Here is a 14495-nt window from a genome sequence, read left to right as displayed (position 1 = left end):
GCAATGGCGGGACTCGCCAGGTCGCGAGCCCCGCCATTGGAAGGTTTCCAGGCCTCCGGAAGGACCGGCCCTACCCCAGGGTGCCGGTGGCCAGCAGGCCGCCGTCCACGCGGACCGTCTCGCCGGTGATCCACTCCGCGCCGTCCGAAGCCAGGAACGCGACCAACCGGGCGACGTCCTCCGGCGTCCCGAGCCGCTTCATCGGGTAGCCGGACGCCGCCTCCTCCTCACGCCCGGTGTACAGCGCTTCCGCGAAGCGGGTCTTCACCACGGCCGGTGCGACGGCGTTCACCCGCACCTTCGGCCCGAGCTGCCACGCCAGCTCCTCCGTCAACCGGATCAGCGCCGCCTTGCTCGCCCCGTACGCCCCGATCACGCCGGTCGACCGCAGCCCGCCCACCGACGCGATGTTCACCACCGCCCCGCCGTGCTCCTGCATCCACGCCTTCCACGCCAACTGCACGAACCCGAGCGCGGCGACCACGTTGACGTCGAAGATCTTCCGCACCGCGTCCAGGTCGGCGTCCACCAGGGCCCCGAACACGGGGTTGATGCCGGTGTTGTTCACGAGCACGTCCAACCGGCCGAACCGCTCCACGGTCGACTCGACGGCCTTCGCCCGGTCGTCGGCGTTACCCGCGTTCCCCGGCACCGCCAATACTCGATCGGGTGACACGCCGGCCGTTGACGCCAACGTGGCCGCCGCCTCCGCGACCGCTTCCGCCTTGCGCGCCGTGATCGTCACCGACGCGCCGCGCGTCAGCAGCTCCAGCGCGATGCCGTAGCCGATGCCCCGACTGGCGCCCGTGACCAGGGCCGCCCTGCCCGTGAAGTCCGAAGTCATACCGGGCAATCTATGCCGGTGGACACACCTCGATAATCCGGTGGCGTCCACCCCGTAGACTGGAACCGTGGTCGTCTTGATCGAGTAGGTCCCGCGCCAGTCCGCGCCGTTGACCTCGCACGACCACACCACGGAGTAAAACTTGATCACCGCAACCGATCTCGAGTTGCGCGCGGGTTCGCGCATCCTGCTGTCCGACGCCACCCTCCGCGTCCAGCCCGGCGACCGCATCGGCCTCGTCGGCCGCAACGGCGCGGGCAAGACCACCTCCCTCCGCGTCCTCGCGGGCGAGGGCCAGCCGTACGCGGGCGAGGTCCGGCGCACCGGCGAGCTGGGCTACCTGCCGCAGGACCCCCGCGAGGGCGACCTGTCGGTCATCGCGAAGGACCGCGTGCTGTCCGCGCGAGGCCTGGACCAGCTGCTCCGCGACATGGAGAAGATGCAGTCCACGATGGCCGAGCTGGTGGACGACACCGAGCTCCAGGCGGCCGTCCGCAAGTACGGCCGCCTCGAAGAGCGGTTCGCCGCCCTCGGCGGGTACGCGGCCGAGAGCGAAGCCGCCCGCATCTGCGCGAACCTGGGCCTGGCCGACCGGGTGCTGGCCCAGCCGCTGCGCACGCTGTCCGGCGGTCAACGCCGCCGCGTCGAGCTGGCCCGCATCCTGTTCGCCGCCTCCGAGGGCGGCGTGGGCACGAAGTCCAGCACGATCCTGCTGATCGACGAGCCGACCAACCACCTCGACGCGGACTCGATCGCGTGGCTGCGCGGGTTCCTCAAGTCCCACGAGGGCGGCCTGGTCGTGATCAGCCACGACGTCGAGCTGCTCGACGACGTGGTCAACAAGGTGTGGTTCCTCGACGCGACGCGCGGCGAGGTCGACATCTACAACATGGGCTGGAAGAAGTACCTCGAGGCGCGTGCCGCCGACGAGAAGCGTCGCCGCCGCGAGCGCGCCAACGCGGAGAAGAAGGCCGGCGCGCTCATGGCGCAGGCGGACAAGATGCGCGCGAAGGCCACCAAGGCCGTCGCCGCGCAGAACATGGCCCGCCGCGCCGAGAAGCTGCTGTCCGGCCTGGAGGACACGCGCCAGGCGGACAAGGTCGCGAAGATCCGCTTCCCGCAGCCCGCCCCGTGCGGCAAGACGCCCCTGACCGCCGAGGGCCTGAGCAAGTCGTACGGCTCGCTGGAGGTCTTCAGCGGCGTCGACCTGGCCATCGACCGCGGGTCGCGGGTGGTCATCCTCGGGCTGAACGGCGCGGGCAAGACCACGCTGCTGCGGCTGATCGGCTCGATGGAGCGCCCCGACAGCGGCGAGGTCGTCCCAGGTCACGGGCTCAAGCTCGGGTACTTCGCGCAGGAGCACGAGACGCTCGACCACGAGGCGACGGTGTGGCAGAACACCCGTCACGCCGCTCCCGACGTGCCCGAACAGCAGCTGCGCTCGTTGCTGGGCACGTTCCTGTTCAGCGGTGAGCAGCTCGAACAGCCCGCCGGCACGCTGTCGGGTGGCGAGAAGACCCGGTTGGCGCTGGCCGGTCTGGTGTCGAGCGCGGCCAACGTGCTGCTGCTCGACGAGCCGACCAACAACCTCGACCCGGCCAGCCGCGAGCAGGTGCTCGACGCGCTGCGCCGCTACGAGGGTGCTGTCGTGCTGGTCACGCACGACCCGGGAGCGGTCGAGGCGCTTGAGCCCGAGCGGGTGATCCTGCTGCCGGACGGAACCGAGGATCACTGGTCCCAGGAGTACCTGGAGCTCGTGCAGTTGGCCTGAGCCAACGGTTTCCGCGCTTCAATCCCCAAAGTGAGCACTGATCGACTCTGTGTGATCACACGACCGCTCGCAGATCATTTCGCTTGATCACCTGGCGTTCTTGGTCTTCGTGTTCGATCATTGCGACGACAGGGGCTTTCAAGGCCCGACCTGCTGTCTACGGAAGGCGGGACAAGGTGGCTGACCTGAAGAAGGGCGCCCGGATCACCGGCGCCACGCGGGACAAGCTGGCCGCTGACCTGAAGAAGAAGTACGAAAAGGGCGCGAGCATCCGGGCGTTGGCCGAGTCCACCGGGCGCTCCTACGGCTTCGTGCACCGGGTGCTCAGCGAGTCCGGTGTGCAGCTGCGCGGTCGCGGTGGCGCCACCCGCACGAAGAAGAAGTAAGCTACCCTCCGGTAACCACATGGTGTCGAGGAGAGACGACGCCTGACGAAACCCGGAGGTTCACGCATGTCGGCACCGACCACCATCGACGCCGGCCTGCTGGAACGCGGAGGCGTGCGGCTCGTCGTCGACGGACCACGCGCGACGATCACGCTCGACCGTCCCGATGTGCTCAACGCACAGACGCCGTCGACCTGGGTGGCGTTGCGGACGATCGGGGAGCAGCTGGGCCCGGACGTCCGCGTCGTGGTCGTCCGGGGGTCCGGTCGCGCCTTCTCCGCAGGGCTCGACCGGCGCATGTTCACGGGCGCCCCGGTGGAGGGGGAGCCGGGTCTGCCGGAGATCACCCGGCGGGGACCCGAGGCCGGTGCGGCGCTGATCGCGGAGTTCCAGGAGGGTTTCCGCTGGCTGCGCGACCCGGCGCGGGTGACGATCGCCGCCGTGCGCGGGCACGCGATCGGTGCGGGTTTCCAGCTCGCCCTCGCGTGCGACTTCCGCGTGGCCGCCGACGACGCCAAGTTCTGCATGGCCGAGACCTCCCTCGGTCTGGTGCCCGACCTGGGCGGCACGTTGCCACTGGTGCGCCTGGTCGGGTATTCGCGCGCGGCTGAGATCTGCCTGACCGGGCGGCGGGTCGGTGCCGAGGAGGCGCTGAGGATCGGTTTGGCGAACACGGTCGCGCCCGCGGAGGAGTTGGACGCGGCGGTGGACGAGCTGGTCGCCCAAGTGCTGCGCCCCATGCCCGGTGCCGTGCGCGAGACGCTGGCGCTGATGGCGTCGGCGGCGGACGGCGCGTCCGAGGAGGAGCAGCTGCGGCACGAGCGCGAGGCCCAGCTGCGGCGGTTGGCGGAACTGTCCGCCCTGGCCGGCGGCCAGAGCTGACCCGGCCTAGCTGACCAGGCACGACGGGCCCAGGTCGGACACGATCGGGTGAGATCGGGCCGAAAATGTACGGAAACACTGTTCCCGTACATCGGTTGATATGACCGAGCCCCGAACCACCCCGCCACGCCGACCCCCGCCACGCCGACGACCACCCCTACGCCGCCACGCCACGTTGCCGGCGACCCCACGCTGACGGTCACCCCGACACCGCGACACCACGGACCTTCGGCCCGCGCCCGGTAACTGCACCCGGCGACTGTGCCCGGTGGTGCCGGCGACTGTGCCCGGTGATGACTGCGTTGGCCAACGCCACTCGCATCCCCCTCGCCGGCCAGGTGCCTGCGGCCGCCTAGTGCCTGCGGCCGGTCCCGTACCTGCCAGCGACTTGGTGCCCGCGCTGGTCAGGGGCCGCCGTGGGTCGGTGGCTGTGATCCGTCCAGGCAGCGACGGGGTTGCGGTTTGGGCTGTGTCGGGTGCCGGCGGGAACGTCGGGTGGGTCGCCGGCGTTGCTGTCTGTCGTGGACGGTTCTTGGGGATTGATGCGCAGCGCCATGCGGGCGTCCGACGCGCCGGCGTCGGTGCGGCGCGGCACGTTCCGGCGCGTTCTGCGGTTCGCCGGCCCGCACCGGGCGAAGTTGGTCACGTTCCTGCTGCTCACGGTGGTGTCGGCGGTGCTCGCGGTGAGCACGCCGGTGCTCGCCGGGCGGGTCGTGGACGCCATCGTGGGCGGGCGGGAGGTGTCCGTCGTCGTCTGGCTGGCGGTGGTGATCGCGGCCATCGCGGTGGTGGACGCGGCGCTCGGGTTGGTCGAGCGGTGGCAGTCGGCGCGCATCGGGGAGGGGCTGATCCACGACCTGCGCCGGGCCGTGTACGAGCACGTCCAGCGCATGCCCATCGCGTTCTTCACCCGCACGCGCACGGGCGCGTTGGTCAGCCGGCTGAACAACGACGTGATCGGCGCGCAGCGGGCGTTCACGTCGACGTTGTCCGGCGTCGTCACGAACGTCATCCAACTGGGCCTCTCGCTCGGCGTGATGTTCACCCTTTCGTGGCAGGTCACGGCGCTGGCCCTGGTGCTGCTGCCGGTGTTCGTGATCCCCGCGCGCCGCATGGGCAGCCGGATGGCGGACCTGCAGCGCGAGGCGTCCACGCTGAACGCGGGCATGACCACCCAGATGACCGAGCGGTTCTCCGCGCCGGGCGCGACGTTGGTGAAGCTGTTCGGCCGACCGGAGGCCGAGACGGCCGAGTTCGGTGACCGGGCGGCGCGCGTCCGCGACATCGGCGTCCGCACGGCGATGGCGACGCGCTGGTTCATGACCGGCCTGACCCTGGTGTCGGCGCTCGCCCAGGCCCTCGTCTACGGCCTCGGCGGCTACCTCGCCCTCACCGGCCACCTCGCCGCCGGCACGGTCGTCTCGCTCGCCCTGCTGCTGACGCGCCTCTACTCGCCGCTCACCGCGCTGGCCAACGCGCGGGTCGACGTGATGACCGCGCTGGTGTCGTTCGAGCGGGTCTTCGAGGTGCTCGACCTCAAGCCGATGATCACCGAAGCGGACCACCCGCGCCGGGTGCCGGACGGGCCGGTGTCGGTGGAGTTCGACGACGTCCGATTCGCCTACCCGGCGGCCGACAAGGTCTCCCTCGCCTCACTGGAATCAGTGGCCACACTGGACACCCGCGGCGGCGAGGAGGTGCTGCACGGCATCAGCTTCCGCGCCGAGCCCGGTCAGCTCGTGGCGCTCGTGGGCTCGTCCGGCGCGGGCAAGTCGACCATCGCCTCGCTCGTGCCGCGGCTCTACGACGCGGACTCCGGCGCGATTCGACTGTCCGATGTGGACGTTCGCGAGCTGTCGTTCGAGTCGCTGCGCGGCGCGGTCGGCGTCGTCACCCAGGACGGTCACCTGTTCCACGACACGATCCGCGCGAACCTCGGCTACCCCCGGCCGGAGGCGACCGAGGAGGAGCTGTGGGACGCGCTGCGCCGCGCCCGGCTGGACCACCTCGTCGAGACCCTGCCCGACGGGCTCGACACGGTCGTGGGGGAGCGCGGTTACCGGCTGTCCGGCGGTGAGCGGCAGCGGCTGACCATCGCCCGCCTGCTCCTGGCCCGGCCGCGCGTGGTGATCCTGGACGAGGCGACCGCCCACCTGGACTCCGAGTCGGAGGCCGCGGTGCAGGTCGCGCTGACCGAGGCGTTGCGCGGCCGGACCGCGTTGGTGATCGCGCACCGGCTGTCGACCATCCGGGCGGCCGACCAGATCCTCGTGGTGGAGGACGGGCGGGTCGTGGAGCGCGGCACGCACACCGAACTCCTCGCGGCCGACGGGCGCTACGCCGACCTGTACCGCACGCAGTTCGACGAAACGCCCACGTCACCGGACGTGCCGACGACAGACCCGGACGCCCCGGCGAAGCCGAGCGCGAAGCCGCCCACCGCGGAGGACCTGGAGCGGGCCGCCGTCTAGAGCGCGCCGAGGAACGTGCCGGTGGCGGCCACCGCGGCCTCGGACGACCCGCCGTTCACCACGAGCACGGCGAACGCGACGTCGCCCCGGTAGCCGATGAACCAGCCGTGCGCCTGCGTGCCGTCACCGAACTGGGCGGTGCCGGTCTTGCCGCGCACGGCGCCGTAACCGGCCAGTTCACGGGCCGTGCCGCCGGTCACGACCTCGCCCATCATCGAACGCAGCGCCGTCGCGACCCCACCCGGCAGCGCCGCCGGCTGCGCGCCCTCCGTCGGGATCTGCCTGATCAGCTGCGGGACGGGCGTGCGGCCGTTGGCGACCGTGGCCGCGACCAGCGCCATGCCGAACGGCGTCACCTGCACCTGGCCCTGCCCGATGCCCGCCTCCACGCGTTCCGGCACGGACTCGGCGGGCGGGACCTTGCCGGTGTTCGTGGTGATGCCCGCGACGGTGAAGTCCGACGCGAGGCCGAAGTACGCGGCGGCCTCCGGCAGCGCCGTCGCGGGCAGGTCCGCCGCCAACCGGCTGAAGCTGGTGTTGCACGACGCGGCGAACGCGCGGTGCAGCGGCACCGTCCCCAGCTCGAACGAGTCCTCGTTGGTGATCCGCCGGGTGCCGATGGTCGCCTCGCCGGGGCACGCCACCGGTGTGTCGGCCGTGGCCAGGCCGTTGGTCAGCGCGGCCGCCGCCGTGACGACCTTGAACGTCGACCCCGGCTCGTAGTGGCCGTGCAGCGACAACGGGCCCTGGCCCGCGTTCGCGTTCTGCGCCACCGCCAGGATGTCGCCGGACGACGGCTGGATCGCCACCAGCATCGCGGACTGACCCACCCGGTCGACCGCGGCCTGCGCGGCGGCCTGCGTCTTCGGGTCGAGCGTGACCGTCATCGACGGCTTGGGCTCGGCCTTCTGCTCCTGCAGCACGGTGACCGGTGCGCCGGCCGCGTCCACGACGGCGACCTGCCAGCCGGGCGTGCCGCTCAACGCGCCGACGGTCTGCCGCACCGAGTCCATGACGACCGGCGCGAAGCCCGGCGGCACCGGTTGGCCGGTGCGGTCGAGCAACGCACCGTCACCGGACGTCGTGGTGTAGGCGAGGCTCTGGCCTTCCGCGAGCTGCGGGTGCAGCACGGACGGGGCCCAGTGCACCCGCCACGCGTCGTCCACCAGGCGCAGGTCGACCTTGGTCGGGTACTTGAGCGGCACGCCGCCCGGCAACGTCCACGTGACGTCCACGTCGACTCCCGCGGTGGTGGCGCTGTCGTCGACCTGCGGCAGCTTGCCGAGCTGCGCCTTGAACGACGCCCCCGGCATGCCCTGCTGCGTGCGGGCGATGGCCGCGCCCGCCGGGCCCGCCGCGTCGGTGACCGCCGCCGCCTGTCCCGCCTGGCCGGACATCAACGCGGTGATGAACTGCTGGGCGACGACACCGGGACCGACCCGGTCCGCCTCGTCCACGGCCTCCGGCTCGCCGCCCGGCCACAGCACCACGGCGGCCGCGACGATCACGGCGACCGCCGTGACGCCTCCACCGGCCAGCACCCAGCGCTTCGTTCTGCTGTTCACGGACATCCCCCCTGGATCGGAGGTTAACCCGGTGGTGTGGAGGAATCGTGAAAAGCGGTTCAGCCGAGCTGGGGCACCCGCGTCTGGTACTTGCGCAGCAGGTCGGCGTTGGCGGTGTCGCCGCCCTCGACGTTCGCGCTGCGCCACAGCGGCAGCCGCACGCCCGCCTCGGCGGCCTTGTCGAACAGGCGCACCATCAGCAGGTTCCACAGGAACGTGGTCGCGAGCGTGGACACGGCGGCGATGACCGGGTCGGCCGGCGGGTAGGTGGCGTCACCGGGCGGGACCATGTTGTCCAGCACCACGGTGGCGGCTTCCGCGAGCGTCGTGCCCGCGCGGCGGGGTGCGAGCGCGCTCGCCGCGACCGACGTGACGGCGACCACCGGGCAGCCGGCGTCCGCCGCGAGCACCGCGAGTTCCACCGGGTACGGGTTCACTCCCGAGGTGGAGAAGACGAACAGCACGTCGTGCGCGGCCAGGCCCGCTTCGCGCAGCACCTCGGCGGCCAGGCCGGAGCGGCGTTCGGCGGCCGTGCTGCTCACCGCGCCGTGCATGGGCAGCAGTTCGGGGTGGTAGATCGGGCGGACGCAGGCCAGGCCGCCGGCCCGGTAGAACGTCTCGGCGACCGCGGCGAGCGAGTGCCCCGCGCCGGCCGTGAGCACCATGCCGTCCGCCCGAACGCTCGCCAGCACCAGTTCGGCCACGTCGTCCAGGGCGGCCGCGTTCTGCTGCTCCACCCTGGTCAGGTGGGTGCGCACGACGTCGCCGTAGTCGGAGTCGGTCACGGGCTCGGTCGTCATGCGTTCCTCCAGTGGTCTATACCAAACTCCGGTGGTGCCAAGTCCTACCGGATCGTGCCACCACCCGCCAGGGTGTTGACGTTCGAACATGCCAGGTGTTCACATGCACACCATGGATGTTGCTTGGCGGCACGAGGTGATCCTCGAGCGCCTGCGGGGCGGTGAACGGGTCGCGGTCGGCGTGCTGGCGGAGCTGGTCGGCGCTTCGGAGATGACCGTGCGGCGCGACCTCGACGCGTTGGAGCGCGAGGGGCTGCTGCGGCGGGTGCGCGGTGCGGCGGTCAGCATGCTGACGGGGGAGGAGACGCCGTACGCGGCGCGGTCGCGGCAGCGGCTGGAGGCCAAGCGGCGCATCGGCGGTGCGGTGGCGGCACTGCTCGACGACGGCGAGACGGTCGTGCTCGACGGCGGCAGCACCACGGTCGAGGTGGCGCGGCGGCTGGTCGACCGGCGGATGACCGTGCTGCCGCTGTCACTGCACTCGGCGGACGTCCTGCGGGGCGCGGAGGACGTGCGGCTGGTGGTGCCGGGCGGGGACGTGCGGCCGGGTGAGCTGGCGTTCGTGGGGCCGTTGGCCGAGCACGCGTTCCAGGTGATGCGGTTCGACACGATGGTGCTGGCGAGCTGCGGGCTCAGCGCGCGCAACGGCGTGTCGGCGCACGACCTGGCCGAGGGTGCGGTGAAGAAGGCGGCGGTCGAGGCGTCGGCGCGGGTGGTCGCGGCGATCGACGGCTCGAAGTTCGGGCGCACCGCGTTCGGCCGGGTGTGCCCGGTGGAGCGGATCGACGTCCTGGTCACGGACTCGGACGCGCCGGCGGACGAGGTGGCGCGCGTGCGGGAGGCCGGGGTGGACGTGCGGCTCGTGTGAGGCCGCGGGTGGCGGCAGGCGGACGACCCGGGAGTCGGACCGCCCGCGCGGTCAGGGGCGGAGGTAGCGCGGGTCCACCGGGGGCAGCGGCTTCTCCGGCAGGTTGGCGTGGGCCTTCATCATGAAGTCGAACCAGGTCCTCGCGGGCAGGGTGCCGCCGTAGATGTCACCCTCGCCGCACAGCCGGGGCGGGCCGCTGTTCACGCAGATGCCCGTCGGTGACGTGCTGTCGTTGAACACCTGCACCGCGCCCGCGTAGTCCGGCGTCGCCCCGATGAACGCGGCCGACTTGTAGTCCTCCGTCGTCCCGGTCTTCCCCAGCGCCGGCCGGGTCCACCCGAACTGCTTGGCCGCCGCCGCCGCCGTGCCGCGTTCCTTGTCGTCGCCGCTCAGCCCGACCGCCAGCGCGTTCGCCAGCGGCTCCTCCACGACCTGCTCGCACGGTGGCTCGGTGTAGGCCACGTCCTTCCCGTGCCGGTCGGTGATCTTCACGATCGGCGTCGGGCGGCACCACACGCCGCCCGACATCAGGGTGGCCGCGACGTTCGTCAGCTCCAGCGTGCTGGTCGGCGCGGGGCCCAGGGTGAACGACGCGTTCCCGGCCGACTTGTAGAAGTCGGCCTGCGTCACCCGCAGCTCCTTCTGCTTGCTCTTGGGCTCCGGCCGGACGCCGGCGATGTTGGTCGCCAACGTGTCGCGCATCCCCAGCCGGTACGCCATGTCGACCACGTTGTCGAGCCCGACCTTCTCCTCCAGGATCACGAACGCCGTGTTGGGGGACGTCGCCAGCGCTTCCTTCAGCGGCATCCGGGGCGGGTAGCTGCCGTCGTGGTTGCGCAGGCAGTACCAGTACGTGGACGGCTCGCCGGTACCCGGGCACCCCGGCGCACCGCCGCGGAACACGCGCGAGGTGTACGAGCCGGGGGAGTCGATGACGCTCTCGATCCCCAACCCGCCCTTCTCCAACGCCGCCGCGGCCGTGAACACCTTGTACACCGAGCCCGCGCCGAACTTGTTCTCCACCGCGCTGGGCAGGTCGAACTGGGTCTGGAACTGGTCCTGCTTGAGCCCGTAGTCGCGGTTGGCGACCAGCGCCACGACCTCGTGCCGCTCCTTGCCCGGCCGCACGACCGCCGCCGTGTTCGCGATGCCCGGCGTCGTCTTCGGCACCTGCGCCTCGGCGGCCTGCTTGGCCTGCTGCGTGAGCGTGCGGTCCAGGGTGGTCTGGATGGTGTAGCCACCGACCTTCAGCTCGTTCAGCGAGAAGCCGTTGGCGGTCAGGTGGTTGATCACGTACGAGCAGTAGAACCCGAACTCGGGTCCGGACCCGACGCACCCCGTGGGCAGGGGCCGCACGGGGGTCGCCAGGCCCAGCGGCGCCTGCTTGTGCACCTGGGCCTGCTCGCTGGACAGCTTGCCGTTCTCCACCATCAGGTCGATGACCGTGTTGCGCCGCTCGATGGCCTTGTCCGGCCGCGACTCCGGGTCGAGGAACGTCGGGCTGTTGACCATGCCGGCCAGCAGCGCCGCCTGCGGCACGGTGAGCTGGTCGGGCGTGGTGTTGAAGTAGGCCTGCGACGCCGCCGCGATGCCGTAGATCGTGCCGCCGAACGGCACCACGTCCAGGTACCGGGTGAGGATCTCGTCCTTGGTCAGCTGGGTCTCCACCTGCATCGCGATCCGCGCCTCCCGGAGCTTGCGGGAGATCGTCTGCTCCTGCGCCTCCTTCTGGCCGGTGGCGTTCTCCCGCCCGAGCACGTGCACCAGGTAGTTCTTCACGTACTGCTGCGTGAGCGTGGACGCGCCCTGGGAGACCGAGCCGTCCGACTGGTTGCGCAGCGCGGCCCGCAGGGTGGCCAGCCAGTCGACGCCCTCGTGCTCGTAGAACCGCCGGTCCTCGGCGGAGACCAGCGCGTCCTTCATCACCTGCGTGATCTTGTCGGAGGGGGTGAGCACGCGGTACTGGTCGTAGAGGTAGGCGAACGGGACGCCGTCCTTGTCCGTGATCGTCGTCATCAGCGGGGGCGGCGTTTCGAGCATGCTGACCGAGGTGGCGGCGACCTGGTCGCTCACCCGGTTCGACACGAGGCCGGCCGCGCCCACCACCGGGAGCGCCATTCCGGCGATCAGCAACCCGGCCACCAGGCAGAGGCCGAGCAGTTTGAGCAGGCTCGCGGTTCGCATGGTGGTGGAGTTACGCTGCGAAGGGCGGCGGAAACGCCCGGGGAACCGGGTTCACCGCAAGGTTCGGAGAATGGCGGCCGGACGTTTGATCGCACATTGTTCACCCGATCGTGAAAATGTCTACGCTGCGTCGCACCGGTTGAACGCGGCGCTGGCGAGATCGGCCGCGTGCCGCATCGCGGCGGCGTGCAGCGCGGTCAACGACAACGCGTCGGCCTGCGCCGCCGGGTCGCCGTCGGTGGGTTCCAGCCTCGACTCGGCGGTCACGTACACGACGCACTCCGCGGCCACGCTCAGCCGCCGCGCCAGGAACGCCACGGCCCTCATCAACCGCTCGGCCTCGTCCACGGTGATCGGCACGACCCGCGGCGAGTCGGCGTCGACCTCGTCGTCCAGGGTGCGTCGGCTGGCGCGGCAGGCCAGGCCCCGGTCCCAGAGCCCGGCCGCCTCGTGCAGCGACTCGATGAACGGCTCCCAGTCCACCGCGGGCGGGAGGTCCACGGGAGTCTGGAGGTCCACCGGCGTCGGGAGGTCCGCCGCGGGCCGGGTGTCCACCGAGGACGGTCGGTCCACCCGGGAGGGGTCGTCCCCCTCGGGCGACGACTCCACCAACGACGGGTGGCCCGCTTCGGTCGGGCAGTCCACTTGCGTCGAGCAGTCCACTTGCGTCGAGGTCATGGTTCTCACCTTCTGTGCGTCGTGCTCATCGGGTGAGTGCCCCCGTAAGTGTCACTTCATGCCGGCATTCTCGGGGGTGTGTCGGAATTGATCGTCACCGACGCGGACCGCCTGATCACGTCCCGTGCCTCAAAAGACGATATTTGTCATTCGATCAGGTGGAAAAAGCATCTCCAGGTTGTCCCGGGCGCGGTGGTGGTAGCCGTCCGAAAGGTGCGACGAACCCGATCACGGCGGTCGTCGTGGAAATGATCACGGCTTCCGCTGCGGAACGGGCGGAGGAGGGGAGGAACCCGATGCCGGCGCGATCGAAGAGGTTGCCGATTCGAACGGCCGCGTCGGCGGTGGTGCTGGCCTGCCTGGCGGCCCTGCACGTCCCGGCGACCGCGGCCCGGCCGCTGCCCGAGGGCCCCGCCCGGTCCGCTCACTCCGACCACCCCGCGGACCTGGCCGCCCACCCCGCCGCCTACTCGGCGGAGCAGTCGGACCACGCCGCGGGTTCCCAGATCGCCAAGCACGAGGGCGCGCACCCGGTCGACGCGGCGCAGTTGCAGGTCGACGGGCCCACCGTCCCCGGCATCGACGTGAGCAGCTACCAGGGTGACGTCGACTGGCCGAAGTGGTGGAACGAGGGCAGGCGGTTCGCCTACGTGAAGGCCACCGAGGGCACCGGCTACCAGAACCCCTACTACAACCAGCAGTACACCGGCTCGTTCGACGTCGGCATGGTCCGCGGCGCGTACCACTTCGCGCTGCCCGACCGGTCCGACGGCGCCACCCAGGCCAACTACTTCGTGGACCACGGTGGCGGCTGGTCCGCCGACGGCCGCACGCTGCCCGGCGCGCTGGACGTCGAGTACAACCCGTACAGCGACGACAAGTGCTACGGCCTCGCGCCGGAGGCGGTGGTGGCCTGGATCCGCCAGTTCAGCGAGACCTACCAGGCCCGCACCGGCCGCTGGCCGATGATCTACACCTCGACCTCGTGGTGGGACATGTGCACGGGCAGCCTCGGTGACTTCACCGGGACGAACCCCGTGTGGGTGGCCCGGTACGCCGACAGCATCGGCCAGTTGCCGCACCGCTGGGCGGCGCACGCCATCTGGCAGCACTCCTCGACCCCGATCGACCAGAACCTGTTCAACGGCACCATGGACGACCTCGTGGCGCTGGCCCGGGGCTGAGTCGTCCGGAACGGCGGCAGCCATGCACATCGACAAGTCCCAGGGCAACCCGTTCCGCGTGCGGTTGCGCGGCTACGACCGACGAGAGGTGGACGCGGCGCTGGCCCGCGAGCGGCTGGAGGCCGAGCGGCTGCGCGAGGAGCTGGAGATGCTCCGGTTGGACCGGGACGCCGCGGTGGCCACGGCCGACGACCTGGTGCGGGAGCTGGAGGAGGCGCGCAGCGAACTGGCCGAGTACCGGGTGCTGCACGCCGGCTACTCGAAGGACAACGCCGTGTCCGGGTGCATCCGCTACCTGATGCACGTGGCCAGGCAGAAGGCGGACGCCTTCGAGACCGACGCGCGGGAGCGCAGCGAGCAGATGCTCAAGCGGGCCGAGGAGGTGGCGCGGCAGCAGGCCGTGCTGCTCGACGAGACCGAGCAGGAGACCCAGCGCAGGCTCGCGGAGGCCGACCAGCGCGCTCGCGAGATCGTGCAGCGGGCGACGGCGGAGGCGCGCGCACTGCTGGCCGGGCACGTGGAGTCGCCGGACCGGTGGACCTCGGACACGGAGCCCGCGCCGACCCAGCTCCTGCCCGCCGACCTGGTGCCGACGGAGCTGACGCCGGCCGACCTGGCGCCGACCGGTTTCGCGCCGACCGAGCTGCCGCGCACCGAGCTGGTGGCGGCCGAGTCGCCGGTGGACGTGCCGCTGCCCCGCATCACGTCCGGCGCGCTGCCCGTGGTCCAGCCCGACGCGGAGGAGCAACGCCCGACGAACGCCTGAGCGCCTCGACGCACGGCCCGTCGGGGCAGCGCCGTCGACGGAGGTCCGCACCCGGCCGGACGTGCCCCCGCGCACGTCCGGTCGCTGCGGACGACG

Annotated in this window: 12 protein-coding genes; 7 read left to right on the top strand and 5 right to left on the bottom strand. The window is 71.6% G+C overall.

Annotated features, from left to right (window positions below; all coding sequences use genetic code 11):
• Window positions 1–70: 70 nt before the first annotated feature.
• On the bottom strand, window positions 71–844 hold the full coding sequence (locus tag AB0G02_RS16330; protein WP_360794465.1) for an SDR family oxidoreductase: 774 nt from the start codon (window positions 842–844) through the stop codon (window positions 71–73).
• Window positions 845–986: 142 nt separating this feature from the next.
• Between AB0G02_RS16330 and AB0G02_RS16325 the strand changes: the two genes are divergently transcribed.
• The 4 genes from AB0G02_RS16325 to AB0G02_RS16310 all read left to right on the top strand — a co-directional run bounded on the left by AB0G02_RS16325 (window position 987) and on the right by AB0G02_RS16310 (window position 6354).
• A complete protein-coding gene (locus AB0G02_RS16325; RefSeq protein ID WP_360794463.1) occupies window positions 987–2615 on the top strand; it encodes an ABC-F family ATP-binding cassette domain-containing protein in 1629 nt (542 codons plus the stop codon).
• A 119-nt stretch (window positions 2616–2734) separates the two neighbouring features.
• Window positions 2735–3001 (top strand): helix-turn-helix domain-containing protein, encoded by a 267-nt coding sequence (locus tag AB0G02_RS16320; protein WP_331281546.1) that lies wholly within the window; start codon window positions 2735–2737, stop codon window positions 2999–3001.
• Window positions 3002–3067: 66 nt separating this feature from the next.
• On the top strand, window positions 3068–3883 hold the full coding sequence (locus AB0G02_RS16315; RefSeq protein ID WP_360794461.1) for an enoyl-CoA hydratase/isomerase family protein: 816 nt from the start codon (window positions 3068–3070) through the stop codon (window positions 3881–3883).
• A gap of 521 nt (window positions 3884–4404) precedes the next feature.
• Window positions 4405–6354 carry an ABC transporter ATP-binding protein gene (locus AB0G02_RS16310; protein WP_360794459.1) on the top strand — a complete coding sequence of 650 codons (1950 nt, stop codon included), beginning with the start codon at window positions 4405–4407 and terminating at the stop codon, window positions 6352–6354.
• Here AB0G02_RS16310 and AB0G02_RS16305 read toward each other — a convergent pair.
• Entirely contained in the window at window positions 6351–7919 is a 1569-nt protein-coding gene (locus AB0G02_RS16305; RefSeq protein WP_360794457.1) for a penicillin-binding transpeptidase domain-containing protein, read from the bottom strand. The genes AB0G02_RS16310 and AB0G02_RS16305 overlap by 4 nt on opposite strands.
• A gap of 59 nt (window positions 7920–7978) precedes the next feature.
• Complete coding sequence (locus tag AB0G02_RS16300) at window positions 7979–8719, bottom strand: SIS domain-containing protein (protein WP_360794455.1); 741 nt, start codon at window positions 8717–8719, stop codon at window positions 7979–7981.
• Between the two features lie 103 nt (window positions 8720–8822).
• Here AB0G02_RS16300 and AB0G02_RS16295 point away from each other — a divergent pair, with 103 nt between their 5' ends.
• Complete coding sequence (locus tag AB0G02_RS16295) at window positions 8823–9587, top strand: DeoR/GlpR family DNA-binding transcription regulator (protein ID WP_360794453.1); 765 nt, start codon at window positions 8823–8825, stop codon at window positions 9585–9587.
• Between the two features lie 51 nt (window positions 9588–9638).
• Here AB0G02_RS16295 and AB0G02_RS16290 read toward each other — a convergent pair whose 3' ends face one another.
• Window positions 9639–11771 carry a transglycosylase domain-containing protein gene (locus AB0G02_RS16290; protein ID WP_360794451.1) on the bottom strand — a complete coding sequence of 711 codons (2133 nt, stop codon included), beginning with the start codon at window positions 11769–11771 and terminating at the stop codon, window positions 9639–9641.
• A 120-nt stretch (window positions 11772–11891) separates the two neighbouring features.
• Window positions 11892–12449, bottom strand: a complete 558-nt coding sequence (locus AB0G02_RS16285) for a hypothetical protein (protein WP_360794449.1) — start codon at window positions 12447–12449, stop codon at window positions 11892–11894.
• Window positions 12450–12745: 296 nt separating this feature from the next.
• Between AB0G02_RS16285 and AB0G02_RS16280 the strand changes: the two genes are divergently transcribed.
• Entirely contained in the window at window positions 12746–13633 is an 888-nt protein-coding gene (locus AB0G02_RS16280; RefSeq protein ID WP_360794447.1) for a lysozyme, read from the top strand.
• Between the two features lie 22 nt (window positions 13634–13655).
• Complete coding sequence (locus AB0G02_RS16275) at window positions 13656–14399, top strand: hypothetical protein (protein ID WP_360794445.1); 744 nt, start codon at window positions 13656–13658, stop codon at window positions 14397–14399.
• The last annotated feature ends 96 nt before the right edge of the window (window positions 14400–14495 follow it).

The sequence above is a fragment of the Actinosynnema sp. NPDC023658 genome, from assembly GCF_040639995.1.
Lineage (GTDB): Bacteria > Actinomycetota > Actinomycetes > Mycobacteriales > Pseudonocardiaceae > Actinosynnema.
This window is presented reverse-complemented; position numbering and strand designations above follow the sequence as displayed.